The following is an 18,199-nucleotide window of genomic DNA, read 5'->3' on the forward strand; positions in this document are numbered from 1 at the left end:
GTCAGACCGCCTTCTCGAGCCGGGCGCGGGGCCGGGGGGACAGCAGCCGACCCCAACGGCCGCGACCGGACAGGGCCACCAGGTAGACGACGAGCACGGTGAACACCGCCGTCTGGGTCCACTGCACCGAGACCCACATCGACGACCACTGCTCGAGCAGCCCGAGGCCGAGTCCCACGGGGAGCGCGCGCAGCGGGCTGGTGCGGGTGCCGGCGAGGAAGGCGACCACGAAGCCGTAGATCACGACCTTGTCGCCCATCACCGGCTCGACGGTGTACAGCAGGCCGTACCAGAGCGCGCCGGCGCCGGAGAACAGCCCGGCGATCGCGAAGACGGTGAGGTTCACCCGGGTGACGCCGATGCCGAGGAGGCCGGCGAGCCCCGGGTTGCTCCGGACCGCGCGGATCGAGCGGCCGAGCGGGGTGAGCGCGAGGAACGCCGCGAGCGCGACGACCAGGCCGACGCAGGTGAGGACCTGGTAGAGCTCGAAGCTCGAGACCCGCACCGGGCCGTACTCCGAGATCGTCATCGCGGGGCCGTAGAACGGCACGCTGCTGGTGCCGGCGACCAGCTGCAGGGCGGCGATGCCGGCGGCGCTGACGCCGATCGAGGTGACCAGGACGGCGAGCATCGCGCGGTCCCCGGCACGCCGGGCGACCGGCTGGTAGACCAGCAGCTCGATCAGCACGCTGAGCACCACGGCGGCGGCGAGTCCGAGCAGCGCCGCCGGCCAGAACGACACGCCCTGGCGGTCCATCGCCAGGAACGCGGCGTACGGAGCGAACGTGTAGGTGAGCGTGTAGGCGAAGTGGAAGCGCGCCGTCACGCCCAGCACCAGCGCCAGCCCGGCGCCGAGGGCCGCGTAGAACGACCCGCGGACCAGGCCGTTCGCGGTGAGCTGCCAGAAGTCGGCGCTGATCAGGCTGTCCATCGGGTTCCTCGGTGGTCGGTACGACGGGAAGGGGGCGCGCCGCGGCCGGCGCGCCCCCGGGGCCGCTCAGTTCAGGGCGAAGCCGGCGGCGTTGACGTCGAAGGTCGCGAGCGTGGAGACCGCACCGTCCTGGTACTCGTAGACACCCATCGGCCGGCTGGCGACGCCGTGCGTCTTCAGGTCGATCGCGAGGGTTCCCGGGCCGTCGCCCTCGCCGGCTCCGTAGACGGACGCGAAGGTCGGGTCGGCCTCGAGCGCGGCCTTGAGCGCGGCGCTGTCGTTCGGGTCACCGCCGTCGGCGACCACGCGGCGCACCAGGTCCCAGAACATCAGGACCTCCTCGTAGGCGTTGGCCGCGTAGAAGTCCGGCTTCACGCCGTACGCCTTCTCGTAGGAGTCGACGAACAGCTCGGCGAGCGGGTTGGCCGGGTTCTCGGCGTCGAAGTAGTCCATGGCGAAGTGGAAGCCGTCGGAGTCCAGCACGCCCTTGGAGGCCTTGACCGCCTCCTCGGTGAACTCGATGCCCATCAGCAGTGAGTCGAGCCCGGCGGCCTTGGCCTGGGCGGCGAACGCACCCGGCGCTCCGCCACCGAAGGCGACGAGCAGCATGTCGGGCTGGTTCTCCTTGATCTTGCTGATCACGCTCGCGTAGTCCTGCGACGTCGGGGCGACGGTCTCCCACAACCCGTTGAACTGCAGGCCGGAGGCGTCGATCTTCGCGGTGATGTCGGCCTTGATCGGGTCGTTGAACGGGCCCAGGTCGACGCCCACCAGGCCGACGGTCGTCGCCTCGGGGTCGCTCTGCTTGAGCCACTCGAGCGCGCCGGGGACGGCGTCGGACGGGGCGACCTCGCGGGTGCCGAAGAAGTAGTCCACGCCCTGGGTGAAGACCTGGGCGCCGCCGACGCCGTCGAGGCTGAGGATCTGGTCCTTCGCGGTGTTCTCCAGCATCGCGCCGAGGCCGTCACCCATCGAGGTGATCTTGGCGGGCACGCCCGCGGCGGCGAGCTCCTCGGCGGCCTGCTTGGCGGCGACCGGGTCGGGACCCTTGATGTCCTTGGTGAGGACCTCGATGGTCGGGCCGCCGGCGGCCTTGACCTGCTCGACGGCCAGGTCGATCGCGTTCTTCATCGACTCGCCGTTGGCCGCCGAGGGGCCGGACAGGGTGAGCGCCGCGCCCATCTTCCAGGTGAGGTCGCCGCCGAGGTCGGTGCCCTCGGGGATGGCGAGCAGGTCGACCAGGTCGGCCGCCTGGGCCTGGGTCTCGGCGGCGCTGACCTCGGGCTTGTCCTCGCCGCAGGCCGACAGGCTCAGGGCCAGCGCGAGGGCCGCGCCGAGCGCGACGGACCGGCGTACGGACCTGCTGGTGGATCGGGCGCGGGGGCCGCGCCGGGTGCTGGGAAGGACCGACATCAGTTCTGCTCCATCTCACCGCGGTGCGGTGCTCGACAACGGGGTGCTCGACAACGGGTGACCCTCGTCCGTGTCCCGTATCGATCACTACGGAGAGATGGACTTTCCTGTAGTGATCACTACAGATAGGGTTGGCGCACGCTAACCCGGTTGTGGCCCTCGCCACAAGGGGTAGGAGCATTTGTTGTCATTGCGTTCCCCGGGCACGGGCCCGGTGGGAGAGGGTGGGTCCATGCCGAGGAAGACCACGCGCCGCCATCGCCAGGGTGACGAGTCGCGGCACCGGATCCTCGCGACCACCCTGGAGATCGCAGCCGAGCGCGGCTACGAGGGCACCACGGTCGGGCTGGTGACCGAGCGGACCGGCCTGCCGGCCAGCTCGGTCTACTGGCACTTCAAGAACAAGGACGAGCTGCTCGCCGAGACCCTCGAGTACTCCTACCGCCAGTGGCGCGAGGCGACCCCCACGTGGGAGGGCGTCGACGACGAGGGCGTGCCGGACCTGCGCGCGGAGGTGCGCCGGCGGCTGCGCGCGGCGAGCCGCGCGCTGCTGGAGTCCCCCGAGTTCTGGCGGCTCGGCCTGATGCTCGCCCTCGAGCGGCGGGCCAAGGAGCCGGCCGCTCGCGGCCGGTACGTCGAGGTGCGGCTCGAGACCGCCGCCGCGATCGCCCGCTGGTGGGCGTCGGTGCTGCCCGCCGAGCTGCGCGAGCGCGACGACGAGCTGCCCGACCGGCTCGCCCGCGTCCACCTCGCCCTGATGGACGGGTTCTTCGTGGGGCGGCGGGCCGACCCGCGCTGGGACGTCGGGGCGATGGTCGAGCTGATGGCCGAGGGCATGGCGGCGTACGTCGAGGGGGTCGCGCGATGACCGCGGCGGAGGGCCAGGACGGCTCCCGGCAGCGGATCGTCGCCGCGGCCGCGGAGATCGCGGCGGAGGCCGGCTACGAGGGCACCACGATCTCGAAGGTCGTCAAGCGCTCCGGCCTGCCGGTGAGCTCGGTCTACTGGTTCTTCAAGGACAAGGACGAGCTGATCGCCGAGGTCGTGCGCAGCAGCTTCGACACCTGGATCGGCGATCAGCCCACCTGGGACCCGCTGCCCAAGGGCGTCTCGGTGGGCGACGGGCTGCGGGCCGTGCTCGACAAGTCGGCGCTCAGCCTGGCCGCCGCGCCGGACTTCCTGCGGATCGGGCTGATGCTGACCCTCGAGCGGCGGGAGACCGAACCGGCCGCGCGCACACTGTTCCTGGACATCCGGATCGCCATCGAGGACGAGCTGACCCGGTGGTTCGCCGCCGCGATCGGCACCCGCAAGGTGCGGCGCGCCCCGGACCTGCCGCGCCGGCTGGCCCGGATGGTCATCGCCGGCACCGACGGCCTGTTCCTCGCCCACCAGATCCACGACGTCGCCGACACCCACGAGTACGTCGACATCCTCGTCACGATCGTCGAGTCGGCGATCGCCGCGGCCTGACCGGCCGCGCGCCGCGTCGGCCCGCGTGACGCCGAGGTGAGCCCTTGCACAGTCTGCAGTCGTGTGCGACAGTCGTCCCTGTAGTGATCGTTACAGAGAGGACGAGCCGATGAGCGACCCGAACCCGGCCCACTTCCGGCAGGTGCTGGGCCAGTACCCCACCGGTGTCGCGGTGGTGACCGCGCTCGACGAGTCCGGTGCCCCGCTCGGGATGACGGTCGGCTCCTTCACCTCGGTCTCGCTCGACCCGCCGCTCGTGGCGTTCCTGCCCGACCAGGGGTCCAGCTCGTGGCGCGCGCTGCGCGCCTCCGGCGACCGGTTCTGCGTCAACGTCCTCGGCGCCGACCAGGAGGACGTGTGCCGCGCGATCGCGGTCCGCAAGGTCGACAAGTTCGCGGGCATCCCGTGGCGGCCGTCGCCGGCCGGCAACCCGGTGATCGACGGCGCGGTCGCGTACCTCGACTGCACGACCGAGCAGGTCCACGACGCCGGCGACCACCACATCGTCGTCGGTCGGGTGCACCAGCTCGACCTGGTCGGCGGCGACCAGCCGTTGCTGTTCTTCCGCGGCGGTTATGGCTCGTTCACCCCGCTCTCGCTGGCCTCGGGCGACAGCGACCTGCTCGACCACCTGCGCCTCGTCGACCTGGCCCGGCCGCAGATGGACCGGCTCGCGGCCCGCTTCGACACCGAGGTCACCGCGATCGCGCTGGTGCGCGACGAGCTGGTGCTGGCGGCCGCGGCCGGCCGCACCCGGCTCGCCGTCGCGCCGACCCGGGTGGGGCAGCGGTTGCCGTTCATGCCGCCGCTGGGCAGCTGCTTCGCCGGTTGGGGCGACGACGCGGTCCGCGCCGCGTGGGTGGGCGGCCTCTCGGACCTGGTCGACCCCGACACCCGGGACGCCGTACGCGCGGTGCCCGGACTGGTGCGTCGCCGCGGCTACTCGATCGCACTCGGCCACGGCGACGGTGCCCGCCTCGAGACGCTGAGCACCCGCTTCCACGAGGGCGACGCCCAGGTCTCCAAGGCCGCCCTGCGCGAGGCGATCGCGCAGAGCGTCTCCGGCTACAACCCCGCGTCGTACGGCGCCGGGCCGGTCGAGCTCCGCTCGCTGAGCGCACCGGTGTTCGCCAACGACGGCCGGGTCGCGTTCACCCTCACGCTCTGGGGGCCGCCCGGCGCCATCGACGCCGCCGAGGTCGACCGCCACGTCGAGGAGCTGCTCGCCGCGACCGGCGCCGCGACGATCGCCATCGACGGCCGGGTCCCCCTCGACGCCGCCATCGCCTGACGTCTCGCCCCGGCAGCCGCGGGGGGTTTCCCCGGTTAACCGGGGAAACCGGAACCGTTGGGCCGAAACTTCGGGGCAGAAGTTCCAACTTCCCCGGTTAACCGGGGAAACCGTCACCGCCCGCCGCCGCGCACACCGACGGCCCGGGGGGACACCGATCGCCCCGGACGATTTCCCACCCGCGGGGGTCGCTCGCCGTACCATCGGCCGCGTGCAGGTACCGGCGCCGATCGAATACGAGCGGGCGACCAGTGTCGAGCACGCGATCGGGCTGCTGGCCCGGCTCGGGGACGAGGCGCGGCTGATCGCCGGCGGGCACAGCCTGCTGCCGATGATGAAGCTGCGGCTGGCCAACCCCGAGTACCTCGTCGACATCAACGACCTGCACGACGAGCTCAGCTACATCGACATCGGCCCGACCGGGGTGCGCATCGGTGCGCTGACCCGCCACCGCGAGCTGCTCGAGTCCGATGCCCTCGCCGAGGTGTGCCCGATCTTCCGGGACGCCGAGCGGGTGATCGCCGACCCGCCCGTCCGCAACCGCGGCACGCTCGGCGGTGCGCTGTGCCAGGCAGACCCGTCGGAGGACCTGTCCTCGGTGTGCACCACGCTCGACGCGAGCTGCGTGATCCGCGGCCGGGACGGCGAGCGGGTGGTGTCCATGGACGACTTCCACCTCGGGCCGTACGAGACCGTCGTCCGGCACGACGAGATGCTGATCGAGGTGCGCATCCCGGTCCGCCCGCACGGCAGCAGCGCCTATGCGAAGGTCGATCGCCGCGCCGGCGACTGGGCGGTCACCGCCGTCGGCGCGGCGCTCTGGCTCGACGAGCACGACTCGATCGCCGATGCCCGGGTCGGGCTGGCCGCGGTGGGGCCGAACACCACCGGCATCCCCGCGATCTCCGCGGCGCTGCGGGGCCGGGCGCCGAGCGAGGAGGCCTGGGCCGAGGCCGGGGCGATCGCGGCGGCCAGCTGCCGACCGGTCACCGACGGCCGCGGGAGCGCGGACTACAAGCGCCACCTGGCCGGGGAGCTCACCCGGCGTACGCTGCGCACGGCCTGGGAGCGGGTGGTCACGTGGAGGTGACCCTCACGGTGAACGGCGAGGTCGTCACCCGCGACGTGGAGGCGCGCCTGCTGCTCGTGCACTTCCTGCGCGACGACCTCGGCCTGACCGGTACGCACTGGGGCTGCGACACCAGTAACTGCGGCAGCTGCGTGGTCCTGTACGACGACGAGCCGGTCAAGTCGTGCACCGTGCTCACCGCGATGGCCGCCGGTCATGACGTCCGCACCGTCGAGGACCTCGAGCAGGACGGGGAGCTCGACCCGGTGCAGCAGGGCTTCATGGAGTGCCACGGCCTCCAGTGCGGCTTCTGCACCTCCGGGATGCTGATGTCCGCCCGGGCGCTGCTCGACCGCGACCCGGACCCGAGCGAGGAGGACATCCGGGAGGCGATCTCGGGACAGATCTGCCGGTGCACCGGCTACGCCTCGATCGTCCGCTCCGTGCGCTGGGCCGCCGACCACCCCGAGGGGAGGATCGAGGCATGACCGCGACCGTCCCGATCGGGCACGGCCGGATGCTCCGCAAGGAGGACCGGCGGTTCGTGCGCGGCCGCGGGAAGTACCTCGACGACATCGCGCTGCCGGGAATGCTGCACCTCGCCGTGCTGCGGTCGCCGGTCGCGCACGCGCGGATCCTCTCCATCGACACGCTCGCGGCCGAGGCGCACCCGAAGGTGAAGGCGGTCGTCACCGGCGCGCTGCTCGCCGAGCGCGGCCTCGCCTGGATGCCCACCCTCTCCGGCGACGTGCAGGCCGTGCTGGCCACCGACAAGGTCCGCTTCCAGGGCCAGGAGGTCGCGTTCGTCGTCGCCGAGGACCGCTACTCCGCGCGCGACGCCCTCGAGCTGATCGACGTCGAGTACGACGTGCTCCCGCCGGTCGTCGACGTGCGCCGCGCCCTCGACGCGGACGCCCCGCTCATCCGCGACGACGTGGCCGGCAAGACCGACAACCACTGCTTCGACTGGGAGACCGGTGACGCGGCGGCGACCGACGCGGTGTTCGACCGGGCCGAGGTCGTCGTCCGACAGGAGATCGTGTTCCCGCGGGTGCACCCGGCACCGCTGGAGACTTGCGGCGCGGTCGCCGACTACGACCGGGTCGAGCAGAAGCTCACCCTCTGGGCGACCACCCAGGCGCCGCACGCCCACCGGACGCTGTACTCCATGTTCGCGGGCCTCCCCGAGCACAAGATCCGGGTGATCTCGCCGGACATCGGCGGCGGCTTCGGCAACAAGGTGCCGATCTACCCCGGCTACGTCTGCGCGATCGTGGGCTCGATGGTCACCGGCCGGCCGGTGAAGTGGACCGAGGACCGCACCGAGAACCTCGTGGCGTCCGGGTTCGCCCGCGACTACGTGATGCAGGGCGAGATCGCCGCGACCCGCGACGGGCGGATCCTCGCGCTGCGCAGCCACGTGCTCGCCGACCACGGCGCCTTCAACGGGACCGCGGCGCCGCGGAAGTTCCCGGGCGGCTTCTTCGGCGTCTTCACCGGCAGCTACGACATCGAGGCGGCGTACTGCTCGATGACCGCGGTGCACACCAACAAGGCGCCCGGCGGGGTCGCCTATGCGTGCTCGTTCCGGATCGCCGAGGCCGTCTACCTGGTCGAGCGGATGGTCGACCTGCTCGCCGACGAGCTCGGCATCGACCCGGTCGAGCTGCGGCTGCGCAACTTCATCCGCAGCGACCAGTTCCCGTACACGTCGCGCACCGGCTGGGTCTACGACTCCGGCGACTACGCGACGACCATGCAGGAGGCGCTGCGGATCGCGGGGTACGACGAGCTCCGGGCCGAGCAGGCCGCGCGCCGCGCCGCCGGGGACGGGCAGAGCCTGATGGGGATCGGCGTCTCGTTCTTCACCGAGGCCGTCGGGGCCGGTCCGCGCAAGGACATGGACATGCTCGGCCTCGGCATGGCCGACGGGTGTGAGCTGCGGGTGCACCCGACCGGGTCGGCCGTGCTGCGGATCGCGGTGCAGACGCAGGGCCAGGGGCACGAGACGACCTTCGCCCAGCTGGTCGCCGAGGAGCTCGGCATCCACCCCGAGAACATCGACGTGGTGCACGGCGACACCGACAACACGCCTTACGGCCTGGGAACGTACGGGTCGCGGTCGACCCCGGTGTCCGGGGCGGCGGCGGTCATCGCGTCGCGGCGGGTACGCGAGAAGGCGCGGCTGATCGCGGCCGGGATGCTCGAGGTGGCCCCGGACGACCTCGAGTGGACCAAGGACGCGGCCGGGGGGCGGTTCGGCGTGCGGGGGGTCCCCGGCGCGAGCGTCACGATCGAGCAGGTCGCGATGCGCGCGCACGGCGCCGACGAGCTCCCCGAGGGTGTGGAGGGCGGGCTGGACGCGCAGGTGTCCTACAACCCCGACAACCTCACCTATCCCTACGGCGCCTACATCTGCGTCGTCGACATCGACCCCGGCACCGCCGTGGTCAAGGTGCGGCGGTTCGTCGCCGTCGACGACTGCGGGACCCGCATCAACGAGATGATCGTCGAGGGGCAGATCCACGGCGGTCTGACCGACGGGGTCGGCATGGCCCTGATGGAGTACATCGGGTACGACGAGCACGGCAACTGCCTCGGCGGCTCGCTCATGGACTACCTGATCCCCACGGCCAAGGAGGTGCCCGACTGGGAGACCGGCATGACCGTCACCCCCTCGCCGCACCACCCGATCGGCGCCAAGGGTGTCGGCGAGTCCGCCACCGTCGGCTCTCCGCCTGCGGTCGTCAACGCGGTGATCGACGCGCTCGCGCCGTACGGCGTGCGGCACGCCGACATGCCGCTCACCCCGTCCCGGGTCTGGGAGGCGATGCACGGCCGTGCCACGCCTCCTCAGTGACGCCACCGCGCTGGTGCTGGCGGCCGGCGGCTCGTCCCGCCTCGGCCGGCCCAAGCAGCTGCTGCCGCTCGGTGGCGCGACGCTGCTCGACGCGACCCTGTCCGCCGTCCGGCGGTGCGGGTTCGGCCAGGTGGTCCTCGCCCTCGGCGGCGCGGCCGACGAGGTCGCAGCCACCGTCGACCTCTCGGGCGTGGACGTCGTGCGGAACCCGGGGTTCGGCGCCGGCTGCTCCTCGTCGATCGCCGCCGCGCTCCCCGCCATCAGCGCGACGTCCGAGGGTCTCGTGCTGATGCTCGGCGACCAGCCCGAGGTCTCCCCGGCCGCGGTGGCCGCGGTGGCCGCGGTCGACGCGGACCTCGCGGTGTGCCGGTACGACAACGGGCTCGGCCATCCGTTCTGGCTGGGCCGCTCCCGCTTCGGCGAGCTGGCGAACCTGCACGGCGACAAGGCCGTGTGGAAGCTCGTGGACGCCGCGGGTGACGCGCTCGTGACCGTGCCGGTCGTCGGCGACGTACCGGCCGACGTCGACACCGAGGCGGACTACCGGGCGCTGCTGGCGAGGTGGGACCGGTGACCCCGACCCAGCTCCGGGCGTTCGCGACCGTCGTCCGCCTCGGGTCGGTCAAGGCCGCGGCCGCCGAGCTCGAGGTGTCGGAGGCGGCGGTGTCCCTGCACGTCGGGCAGCTGCGCAAGGAGCTCGGCGACCAGCTCTTCAACCGGACCGCGTCGGGCCTCGCGTTCACGCCCGGCGGGCTGCGGCTGGCCAGTCGCGCGGTGGAGCTGCTCGGCCTCCAGGACCGCACCGTGCTCGAGGTGCGGGAGGCCGGCGTCGGCCGCCGGATGCTGAGGCTCGGCACCACCTCGCTGTTCGCGGAGTACGCCGCCCCTGGGCTGATCGGCCTGTTCGCCGACCGCGCCCGCGACCTCGACGTCGAGCTCAGCGTCCATCGGGCGCGGGACTTCGAGCAGCTGCTGCTGACCCGCACGGTCGACGCGGTCGTCGGCCCGCGCCCGGCCACCGGCGACCCGGCGCTGATCAGCAAGCTCTTCCTCAACTACCAGGTCCTGGCCGTGGTCGGTCCCGAGCACCCCGTCACCCGCGGTCAGCCCGGCATCGCGATGCTCCGCGACCAGACCTGGCTGCTCGGACCCTCGGCCGCCGACGACGCCGGAGTGATCCCCGGACTGCTGCAGAGGATCGGCGTACCCGAGGAGCGGCAGCAGATCTTCCAGTCCCACGCCGCCGCGCTCGAGGAGGCCAAGCGCGGCCGCGGCATCACGCTCGCCGTGGCGTTCGCCGTCGCCCAGGACCTCGCCACCGGCGCCCTGGTCCGCGTCCCCGGTCGCCCGGTACAGGGCCAGGGCTCGTGGAACATCTCGATCCTCGGCGGCGAGCGGGCCACGCCGGCTGCGGAGGAGATGGCGCGCTTCGTCACGACCCCCCGGGCCACCCAGGCGATGCTCCGCGGCCGCGGTGTCACCCACGGCCGGTTCAAGCCCGCCGTGCACGTGACCCTCTGGAGCTGAGGAACGGGTCGTGTGCCTGAGCACGCGCCATGGCGCGTGCTCAGGCACACGACCCGACCTAAGCGAACCCTTGATCCGCGGTTGCCGCCCCCTGTGACGGGGAGCACAGTGACGCCACCACTCACCTCCAGGAGGCGGTCCGTGCCGGTCGAGTCCGATGGTCACAGCCGGGGCAACCCCCGGATGTACGAGCTCATCGAGAACGCACCACGGTCCACATCAGAGGGGCCGGGCAAGAGCCCCACCGTGTGGGCCTTCCCCGAGTTCGTCGAGTTCCTCAAGGTCGCCGGCCAGCCGGTGCAGGGGCCGTGGCCGCCGCACCAGCACCCGCGCCCGGATCCCACGGACGTCGAGTCGCTGCCGGTCGCGATCCCGGACCCGGCGGCGGAGCCGCGACACCGGACCGAAGGAGCCTGATGTACCCGTCCCGGTTCCGCTACGAGGCGCCGCGCTCGATCGACGAGGCGATCCAGCTCCTCCACGAGGGCGCCGGCGAGGCCAAGGTCCTCGCCGGAGGCCAGAGCCTGGTCCCGCTGATGAAGCTGCGGTTCGCCGCGCCCGAGCTCCTCGTCGACATCAACAACCTGCCCGGCCTCGACCACCTGGACGTCGCGGCCGACGGCGGCATCCGGGTCGGCGCGCTGTGCCGCCACCGTGACCTGGAGCGCTCGCTCGAGGTCGCGCGGGCGCAGCCGGTGATGGCCGCGGCCGCCCCGCTGATCGCCGACCCGATCGTCCGCACCCGCGGCACCCTGGTCGGCTCGCTGTGCCACGCGGATCCCCAGGGGGACTGGGCCGCCGTCGTCACGGCGCTCGGCGGCCACGTCGTCGCCCAGGGCCCGGGCGGCCGGCGGAGCATCCCGATCACCGACTTCGTGACCGGGCCGTTCCAGAACGTCCTCGAGTACGACGAGGTCGCGGTCGAGGCGGTCCTCCCGGCGCCACGTGCCCGGGTGGCCGGCGGCTTCCTCAAGCTCGAGCGCCGGGTCGGCGACTTCGCCACGGCGGGCACCGCGGTCGCGCTCGAGCTCGATGGCGACCGGGTCACCCGTGCCGGCATCGCCCTCACGGGCGTCGGCAGCCGCACCGTCGACGCCCGAGCGGCCGCGGAGGCGCTCGTCGGCCAGCCGCTCACGGCCGAGGCGATCGGCCGTGCGGCCGACCTCGCGGCCGAGGTGGCGCAGCCGACCTCCGACCACCGTGGCAGCGCGTCGTACAAGCGGCACGTGATCCACACCTTCGTCACCCGGATCCTGACCCGGGTCACCCAGACCAGCGAGGCTGCAGCATGACGAGCTTGTTCGAAGAAGTTCCCGCGGCCGCGGCCGAAGGCGTCCCGGTCCGTCGGATCACCGTCCGCGTCAACGGCACGCCGAGGACCGCCGACGTCGAGCCACGGCTGCTGCTCGCCCACCTGCTGCGCCAGGGCTTCAAGCTCACCGGCACCCACACCGGCTGCGACACCACGAACTGCGGCGCCTGCACCGTGCTGGTCGACGGGCTGCCGGTCAAGAGCTGCACGATGCTCGCCGTCCAGGCGGACGGCCACGAGGTGACCACGGTCGAGGGACTGGCCGGACCGAGCGAGCTGCACCCGCTGCAGGAGGGCTTCAAGGACGAGCACGGCCTGCAGTGCGGGTTCTGCACCCCGGGCATGATGCTCGCCGCCAAGGCGCTGCTCGCCGAGAACCCGGACCCGACCGAGGACGAGGTGCGGTTCGCGCTGTCCGGCAACCTGTGCCGCTGCACCGGCTACCAGAACATCGTGAAGTCGGTGCTGTGGGCGGCCAAGCAGATGAACGGCGCCTCGGCTGACGAGGGGAGCGCGGAGTGACCGCCACCGAGCCCGCACCGACCACCAGCCGGGCGCTGGACGAGATCAAGATCGGCGGGATGGGCGCGAGCCGCAGGCGCGTCGAGGACAACCGCTTCATCCGCGGCCGCGGCCACTACGTCGACGACGTGGTGCTGCCCGGGATGCTGCACATGGAGATCCTGCGCAGCCCGGTCGCGCACGCGAGGATCGTCTCGATCGACACCACCCGGGCGTGGAACATGCCCGGCGTACGCCTGGTGCTGACCGGCGAGATGATGGCGACCCGCAACCTGGCCTGGATGCCGACGCTGAGCTACGACACCCAGGCCGTGCTGGCCACCGACAAGGTGCGGTTCCAGGGCCAGGAGGTCGCCTGCGTCATCGCCGACGACCCCTACATCGCCAAGGACGCGTGCGAGGCCATCGAGGTCGAGTACGAGCAGCTGCCGGTGATCGTGAACCCGACCCAGGCGATGGCCCCCGACGCCCCGATCATCCGGGACGACAAGGAGGGCCAGGCCGACAACGTCATCTTCGACTGGGAGGTCGGCGACAAGGAGGGCACCGACCGCGCGTTCGCGGAGGCGGACCACGTCTCGACGATCCGGATGCACTACCCGCGCTCGCACCCCTCGCCGCTGGAGTGCTGCGGCTCGGTCGCGGACTTCGACCGCGCGACCGGCAAGCTCACGATCTACATGACCACGCAAGCGCCGCACATCGTGCGCGCCGCGGTCGCGCTGATCGCCGAGCTGCCCGAGCACATGATCCGGATCGTCTCGCCGGACCTCGGCGGCGGTTTCGGCAACAAGGTGCCGGTCTACCCGGGCTACGTGATGACGATCCTCGCGTCGATCCTGCTGGAGCGGCCGGTCAAGTGGATCGAGGACCGCAGCGGCAACCTGATCTCCACCGGGTTCGGCCGCGACGTCTACCTCGAGGGTGAGCTGGCGCTGCGCCGCGACGGCAAGATCCTGGCGGTGCGGATGCACACCGACTCCGACCACGGCGCGTTCTTCGGCGACGCCCAGCCGAGCAAGTTCAAGATCGGGCTGCTGCACTCGACGTTCTCCTGCTACGACATCCCGACCGCGCACCTGACCGCACGCGGCGTCTACACGAACAAGGCGCCGGGCGGCGTCGCGTACCGGTGCTCGTTCCGCGTCACCGAGGCGATGTTCTTCCAGGAGCGGATGATGCAGGCGGCTGCCGACGAGCTGGGCATCGACCAGGCGGAGTTCCGCCGGATGAACTTCGTCCGCGACGACGACTTCCCGCACCGCACGCCGTTCGGTTTCCTCACCGACTCCGGGCAGTACGCCAAGTGCCTCCAGGTCGGCCTCGACGCGATCGACTACGAGGGGTTCCGGCGCGAGCAGGCCGAGGCCGCGAAGCAGGGCCGGCTGCTCGGCATCGGCATCTCCTGCATGACCGAGCCGCTCGGCGCCGGCAACAGCCGCGAGTACGACATCCTCGGCATCAAGATGTTCGACTCCGCCGAGCTGCGGGTCCACATGACCGGCAAGGCGATCCTACGAACCGGCGCGAAGACCCAGGGCCAGGGACACGAGACCACGTGGGCGCAGATCGTCGCGCACGAGCTCGGCCTCCCCGCCGACGACGTCGTGGTCGAGGAGGGCGACACCGACACCGCGCCGTTCGGCATGGGCACCTACGCCTCGCGCAGCACCCCGGTCGCGGGCGCCGCGGTCGCGATGGTGGCGCGGAAGATCCGGGCCAAGGCCCGCAAGCTCGCCGCCCACCTGCTCGAGGTCTCCGAGGAGGACGTCGAGTGGGAGCTCGGCCGGTTCTACGTCCGGTCCGCGCCGGACCGCGGCGTGACGATCCAGGAGTGCGCGATGGCGGCGTACTCCAACATGCCCGACGGCCTCGAGCCCGGGCTGGAGGCCAACGCCTACTACGACCCGCCCAACCTGACCTGGCCGTTCGGCTGCTACATCGTCACCGTCGAGGTCGACCCGATGACCGGCGTGTGGGACGTGCTGCGCGTGGTGGCCGTCGACGACTGCGGCGTGCGCATCAACCCGATGATCGTCGAGGGCCAGATCATGGGCGGCCTGACCGAGGCCTACGCGATGTCGAGCATGCAGTTCATCACCTTCGACGCCGACGGCAACTGCATCGGGTCGAACTTCATGGACTACCTGCTCCCGACCGCGTGGGAGACCCCCGGCTACGAGCTGCACGAGGTCGTCACGCCCTGCCCGCACCACCCGATCGGTGCCAAGGGCATCGGCGAGTGCGCGACGGTCGGCGGCCCGGCGGCGTTCGTCAACGCCGTCATGGACGCACTCAAGCAGTACGGCGTGCGCAACGTCGACATGCCGCTGCTGCCCGACCGCGTCCACGAGGCGATCACCCAGCGCCACGACGTGTCCGGTGCCCCGCCGATCAGGACCGACGCATGAACGAGCCCGATCTCATCGCCGACCTGGGAGGCCAGGAGTACGCCGTCGCGACGGTGGTGTGGCGGCAGGCGCCGTCGTCCGGCCAGATCGGGTCGCGCGCGTACGTCACCGCCGACGGCCACGTCCACGGATGGATCGGCGGGGCCTGCGCCGAGCCGACCGTGATCCGCGAGGCGCAGCGGGTGATCCGCGATGGTGAGCCGAAGCTGCTCTACCTCGGCGCGAGCGAGGACCTGGTGCTGCCCGAGGGGATGACCGCGATCCCGATGTCCTGCCAGAGCGAGGGTGCCTTGCAGATCTACATCGAGCCCGTCCACCCGCCGGTGCACCTGGTCGTCGTGGGTCGCTCGCCGATGGCCCAGACCCTGGCGGCGCTGGCGCGCGCGCTCGGCTGGCGGACCGACCTCGTCGACGGTCCGGACTTCACCGGTGCCGACATCGACCAGCGCTCGGTGGTCGTGGTCGCGACCCAGGGGCACGGCGACGAGGACGTCGTGCGCCACGCCGCATCCGCGATGCCGGCGTACGTCGGCCTGGTCGCCTCGCGCAAGCGCGGCGACGCCGTGCTCGGCTACCTCGCGGAGCGCGGCGTCCCGCAACACCTGCTGGAGCGGGTGCGCACCCCGGTCGGCATCGACCTCGGCCGGACCAGCCACCAGGAGATCGCCGTGTCGATCCTGGCCGAGCTGGTGCAGGTCCGCGCGGCCGGCGGCATCTCCGCCGAGCCGGTGCGCCGGACGCTTCCGCTCCTGGAGACGCCCGAGGCGCTCGACCCGGTGTGTGGGATGACCGTGCCCGCGGACGACGCGCACTTCCCGGCCGAGGTCGACGGCACGACGTACCACTTCTGCTGCGTCGGCTGCCGCGACGCGTTCCTCGCGAAGGTGGAGGCCTGACATGCTGCTGAGCAACGACTTCGAGGTCGGTCAGCCGATCGACAAGGTGTGGGCGTTCTTCGGCGACGTGCCGCAGGTCGCCGCCTGCCTGCCCGGCGCCGAGCTCACCGAGGACCTCGGCGACGACACGTACGGCGGCGGCGTCGGCATCCGGATGGGGCCGGTCAAGCTCGAGTTCGACGGCAAGGCCAGGATCCTCGAGCGCGACGACGCCACCAAGCGGATGGTCATCGACGCCTCCGGCGCCGACACGAAGGGCCGCGGCCAGGCCTCGATGACGGTGACGGCCGCGCTGACGTCGGTGGGCCGGGGCACGAAGGTGCACCTCGAGCAGGACCTGCAGCTCTCCGGGGCCGCGGCGCAGTACGGCCGCGGCATGATCTCCGACGTCACGACCGTGCTCATGGGGCAGTTCGCGGCCAACGCCCAGCAGCGGATCGACGCGCTGGAGCGGGGGGAGACCGTGTCGGCGACGGCCAAGCCGGCGAGCGGCCTCGCGATCGGGCTCCAGGCCGCGCGGATGGCGCTGATGCGCGTGTTCCGGCGGTTCTTCCTGCCCTATCGACCGGCCGACCGACCCGAGCTGAGGAGCCGCTGATGCTGTGGTGGATCGGCAACATCGTCCTGCTGGTGGCCGTCGTACCGGTGCTCGTGGCGCTGCTCAACCGCGTGCTCGCGGCGCTCGAGCGGATCCGCGGCGCCGCCGACGACATCCTCGCCGGTGGTGGCGCGCTCGCCGCCGACCTCGAGGACGTCCCCGAGACGATGGCGACCACCGGCGCGACCGTCGAGGCGGTCTCGCAGGGCGCGGTCAGGTACGCCGGCTCCGTCGCCAAGCTGCTGGGTTGAGGGGTGGTCTGAGATGCCTGTCGTCGCTTGGGTGACCGTCGTGCTGGCGGTGCTGATCATCGCCGCCGCGGCGCTCGGCCTGATCCGCGTGATCGGACACCTGCGGGCGGTCGCGAAGACCCTCGACGGCGTGATCGCCGGCGTCGGCGTCGTCGCCGACCGGACCGCGACGGTCCCGGCCTCGGTCGAGGCCGTCAACGCCAGCCTCAAGCCGGTCCGCGACTTCTGCGAGGCGGTGTAGCCATGACGGTGATGGCCGAGACCGGATGGACGATCGGCTACACGGTCGGCATCGTCGTGGTGCTGGTGGTCGTGGCCCTGGTGGTGCCGATCCTGCTGCTCGCGCACAGGATCGGGAAGCAGGCCGCCGCGATCGACGCCTCGCTGCGGCAGTCGGTGACCAACACCGCCGGGCTGGCCGGGTTGAACACCACGATCGAGAGCGCGAACACGATCGTCGCGGGCCTGAACCGCGGCCGGAAGCGGCTGGGAGGCTGACGTGACAGTCCTGTTGACCGACACCCAGGAGAGCCTGTGGTGGGGCGCCGTGATCGGGGGCTTCGTCGTCGTCCTCGCGGTCGCGGCGCTGCTGACGATCCTGGTGCTCGAGGTGCGCACCATCGACACCCGGGTCGCGTCGGTGAAGGCGACGCTGCTCGAGGCCGAGACGAACACGAACGACACGGCGCTGATCGCCACGACCGCAGCCGGGGTCGACGCGGTGCTCGCCGAGGGGCTCGAGCACCACCTGTTCCTCGGCCGGGTCCTCGGAAAGGTGCGGATGTGACCACGCTCGTCGTTCTCTCCGTCGTCGACATCGCGCTGCTGATCGCCGGGCTGGCGTTCTACCTGTACGTCGTCGGCACCCAGCTGATGCGGATCGCGGTGAACCTCGAGGAGTGCGCGGAGATCGTGCACCGCATCGAGGCGAACGCCCAGCCGATCCTCGGCGGCCTCGAGCACATCAACCGCACCGGCGGCGTGGTCGCCGGCGCGCTGCCGCTGCTCTACGGGATGGCCGAGGGCATCGTCGCCGGCGCGACGTACCAGCCGCCGACGACCGCCCGCCCGCCCGCCGCACCCGCGTCGGGCCGCCGCCGTTCGCGGCTGCACGAGACCGTCGGCTACGAGCCGGTCGGGGGCTGACCGGGCACCCGCCCGCGGGCGGTGACCTGTCCACCTTCTGTCACGCGGATTCGGTGGAGGACTCACCGCCGGCCGGGGAGCGCCGGGTCGTGAGCGGACCGGTGGTCGGCGCCCGGTACGACCCGATCCACTCCTCGCGCCAGGTGGCGTCGAACTGGCGGTCGTTGCACTGCGGCCGGTAGACCGAGACCAGCTCCTCGGCGAGCTGGGTCCGGTGCCCGGCCTGCCCGCCCGGGATCTCGTAGGTCGCGACGTGCACGCCGAACCGCCCACCGGCGCGCTCCACCCAGCACGGCGCGGCCGGGTGGCGGAACGGGAACCCCTCGGCCGACAGGTCCTCGCTGTGGCCGACGTAGATGACGGCGTACTGCTCCCGGGCGGTGTCGGGGCGGTAGAGGATCGCGTACACCGCCGGGACCGCGGGCGGCGCCCAGCCGGCCAGCACCCGCGGGCCGTCGAACGGGTAGCCCGCGAGCGAGCCCAGCCTGATCACGACGGC

General features: G+C 72.2%; 22 protein-coding genes. 19 read left to right on the forward strand and 3 right to left on the reverse strand.

Annotation, left to right across the window (positions count from 1 at the left end):
* Position 1 precedes the first annotated feature (1 nt).
* Together NOCA_RS02495 and NOCA_RS02500 are read right to left on the reverse strand one after the other, a co-directional pair.
* On the reverse strand, positions 2-931 hold the full coding sequence (locus NOCA_RS02495) for a branched-chain amino acid ABC transporter permease (RefSeq protein ID WP_011753713.1): 930 nt from the start codon (positions 929-931) through the stop codon (positions 2-4).
* 66 nt (positions 932-997) lie between these two features.
* A complete protein-coding gene (locus tag NOCA_RS02500; RefSeq protein WP_011753714.1) occupies positions 998-2,344 on the reverse strand; it encodes an ABC transporter substrate-binding protein in 1,347 nt (448 codons plus the stop codon).
* A gap of 232 nt (positions 2,345-2,576) precedes the next feature.
* On the opposite strand from NOCA_RS02500, the gene NOCA_RS02505 reads away from it, so the two are divergent.
* The 19 genes from NOCA_RS02505 to NOCA_RS02595 all read left to right on the forward strand — a co-directional run bounded on the left by NOCA_RS02505 (position 2,577) and on the right by NOCA_RS02595 (position 17,700).
* A complete protein-coding gene (locus NOCA_RS02505) occupies positions 2,577-3,212 on the forward strand; it encodes a TetR/AcrR family transcriptional regulator (protein ID WP_011753715.1) in 636 nt (211 codons plus the stop codon).
* The gene (locus NOCA_RS02510; protein WP_011753716.1) at positions 3,209-3,817 is read left to right on the forward strand and encodes a TetR/AcrR family transcriptional regulator; all 609 of its coding nucleotides are present in this window, start codon (positions 3,209-3,211) and stop codon (positions 3,815-3,817) included. Before NOCA_RS02505 ends, NOCA_RS02510 begins: the two co-directional genes overlap by 4 nt.
* A 109-nt stretch (positions 3,818-3,926) precedes the next feature.
* The gene (locus NOCA_RS02515; RefSeq protein ID WP_011753717.1) at positions 3,927-5,108 is read left to right on the forward strand and encodes a flavin reductase; all 1,182 of its coding nucleotides are present in this window, start codon (positions 3,927-3,929) and stop codon (positions 5,106-5,108) included.
* Positions 5,109-5,319: 211 nt separating this feature from the next.
* Positions 5,320-6,198, forward strand: coding sequence for an FAD binding domain-containing protein (locus tag NOCA_RS02520; RefSeq protein ID WP_011753718.1), 879 nt, complete (start codon positions 5,320-5,322; stop codon positions 6,196-6,198).
* Positions 6,189-6,665 carry a (2Fe-2S)-binding protein gene (locus NOCA_RS02525; RefSeq protein ID WP_011753719.1) on the forward strand — a complete coding sequence of 159 codons (477 nt, stop codon included), beginning with the start codon at positions 6,189-6,191 and terminating at the stop codon, positions 6,663-6,665. Before NOCA_RS02520 ends, NOCA_RS02525 begins: the two co-directional genes overlap by 10 nt.
* Positions 6,662-9,037: an aerobic carbon-monoxide dehydrogenase large subunit gene (locus tag NOCA_RS02530; RefSeq protein ID WP_011753720.1), complete on the forward strand. Its 2,376-nt coding sequence runs from the start codon at positions 6,662-6,664 to the stop codon at positions 9,035-9,037. The genes NOCA_RS02525 and NOCA_RS02530 overlap by 4 nt, the downstream gene beginning before the upstream one ends.
* Positions 9,018-9,611 carry a nucleotidyltransferase family protein gene (locus tag NOCA_RS02535; RefSeq protein ID WP_011753721.1) on the forward strand — a complete coding sequence of 198 codons (594 nt, stop codon included), beginning with the start codon at positions 9,018-9,020 and terminating at the stop codon, positions 9,609-9,611. The genes NOCA_RS02530 and NOCA_RS02535 overlap by 20 nt, the downstream gene beginning before the upstream one ends.
* Positions 9,608-10,564 carry a LysR family transcriptional regulator gene (locus NOCA_RS02540; protein ID WP_011753722.1) on the forward strand — a complete coding sequence of 319 codons (957 nt, stop codon included), beginning with the start codon at positions 9,608-9,610 and terminating at the stop codon, positions 10,562-10,564. The genes NOCA_RS02535 and NOCA_RS02540 overlap by 4 nt, the downstream gene beginning before the upstream one ends.
* A gap of 141 nt (positions 10,565-10,705) precedes the next feature.
* Positions 10,706-10,981, forward strand: a complete 276-nt coding sequence (locus NOCA_RS02545; RefSeq protein ID WP_041546064.1) for a hypothetical protein — start codon at positions 10,706-10,708, stop codon at positions 10,979-10,981.
* Positions 10,981-11,856: an FAD binding domain-containing protein gene (locus NOCA_RS02550; protein WP_011753724.1), complete on the forward strand. Its 876-nt coding sequence runs from the start codon at positions 10,981-10,983 to the stop codon at positions 11,854-11,856. The genes NOCA_RS02545 and NOCA_RS02550 overlap by 1 nt, the downstream gene beginning before the upstream one ends.
* Positions 11,853-12,398, forward strand: a complete 546-nt coding sequence (locus NOCA_RS02555) for a (2Fe-2S)-binding protein (RefSeq protein ID WP_011753725.1) — start codon at positions 11,853-11,855, stop codon at positions 12,396-12,398. The genes NOCA_RS02550 and NOCA_RS02555 overlap by 4 nt, the downstream gene beginning before the upstream one ends.
* On the forward strand, positions 12,395-14,809 hold the full coding sequence (locus NOCA_RS02560; protein WP_011753726.1) for an aerobic carbon-monoxide dehydrogenase large subunit: 2,415 nt from the start codon (positions 12,395-12,397) through the stop codon (positions 14,807-14,809). Before NOCA_RS02555 ends, NOCA_RS02560 begins: the two co-directional genes overlap by 4 nt.
* On the forward strand, positions 14,806-15,705 hold the full coding sequence (locus NOCA_RS02565; protein WP_011753727.1) for an XdhC family protein: 900 nt from the start codon (positions 14,806-14,808) through the stop codon (positions 15,703-15,705). The genes NOCA_RS02560 and NOCA_RS02565 overlap by 4 nt, the downstream gene beginning before the upstream one ends.
* A 1-nt stretch (position 15,706) precedes the next feature.
* Positions 15,707-16,303, forward strand: coding sequence for an SRPBCC family protein (locus NOCA_RS02570; protein WP_011753728.1), 597 nt, complete (start codon positions 15,707-15,709; stop codon positions 16,301-16,303).
* The gene (locus NOCA_RS02575) at positions 16,303-16,554 is read left to right on the forward strand and encodes a hypothetical protein (protein WP_011753729.1); all 252 of its coding nucleotides are present in this window, start codon (positions 16,303-16,305) and stop codon (positions 16,552-16,554) included. Before NOCA_RS02570 ends, NOCA_RS02575 begins: the two co-directional genes overlap by 1 nt.
* 13 nt (positions 16,555-16,567) lie before the next feature.
* Complete coding sequence (locus tag NOCA_RS27360; protein ID WP_041546065.1) at positions 16,568-16,795, forward strand: hypothetical protein; 228 nt, start codon at positions 16,568-16,570, stop codon at positions 16,793-16,795.
* A gap of 2 nt (positions 16,796-16,797) precedes the next feature.
* Positions 16,798-17,052 carry a hypothetical protein gene (locus tag NOCA_RS02585; RefSeq protein ID WP_011753730.1) on the forward strand — a complete coding sequence of 85 codons (255 nt, stop codon included), beginning with the start codon at positions 16,798-16,800 and terminating at the stop codon, positions 17,050-17,052.
* A 1-nt stretch (position 17,053) separates the two neighbouring features.
* On the forward strand, positions 17,054-17,341 hold the full coding sequence (locus tag NOCA_RS02590) for a hypothetical protein (RefSeq protein ID WP_011753731.1): 288 nt from the start codon (positions 17,054-17,056) through the stop codon (positions 17,339-17,341).
* Positions 17,338-17,700, forward strand: coding sequence for a hypothetical protein (locus NOCA_RS02595; protein WP_011753732.1), 363 nt, complete (start codon positions 17,338-17,340; stop codon positions 17,698-17,700). The genes NOCA_RS02590 and NOCA_RS02595 overlap by 4 nt, the downstream gene beginning before the upstream one ends.
* A 40-nt stretch (positions 17,701-17,740) precedes the next feature.
* Here the strand turns inward: NOCA_RS02595 and NOCA_RS02600 are convergent, their stop codons facing one another.
* Positions 17,741-18,193: a hypothetical protein gene (locus tag NOCA_RS02600; RefSeq protein ID WP_011753733.1), complete on the reverse strand. Its 453-nt coding sequence runs from the start codon at positions 18,191-18,193 to the stop codon at positions 17,741-17,743.
* Positions 18,194-18,199: the final 6 nt, after the last annotated feature.

The sequence above is a fragment of the Nocardioides sp. JS614 genome (genome assembly GCF_000015265.1).
Lineage (GTDB): Bacteria > Actinomycetota > Actinomycetes > Propionibacteriales > Nocardioidaceae > Nocardioides.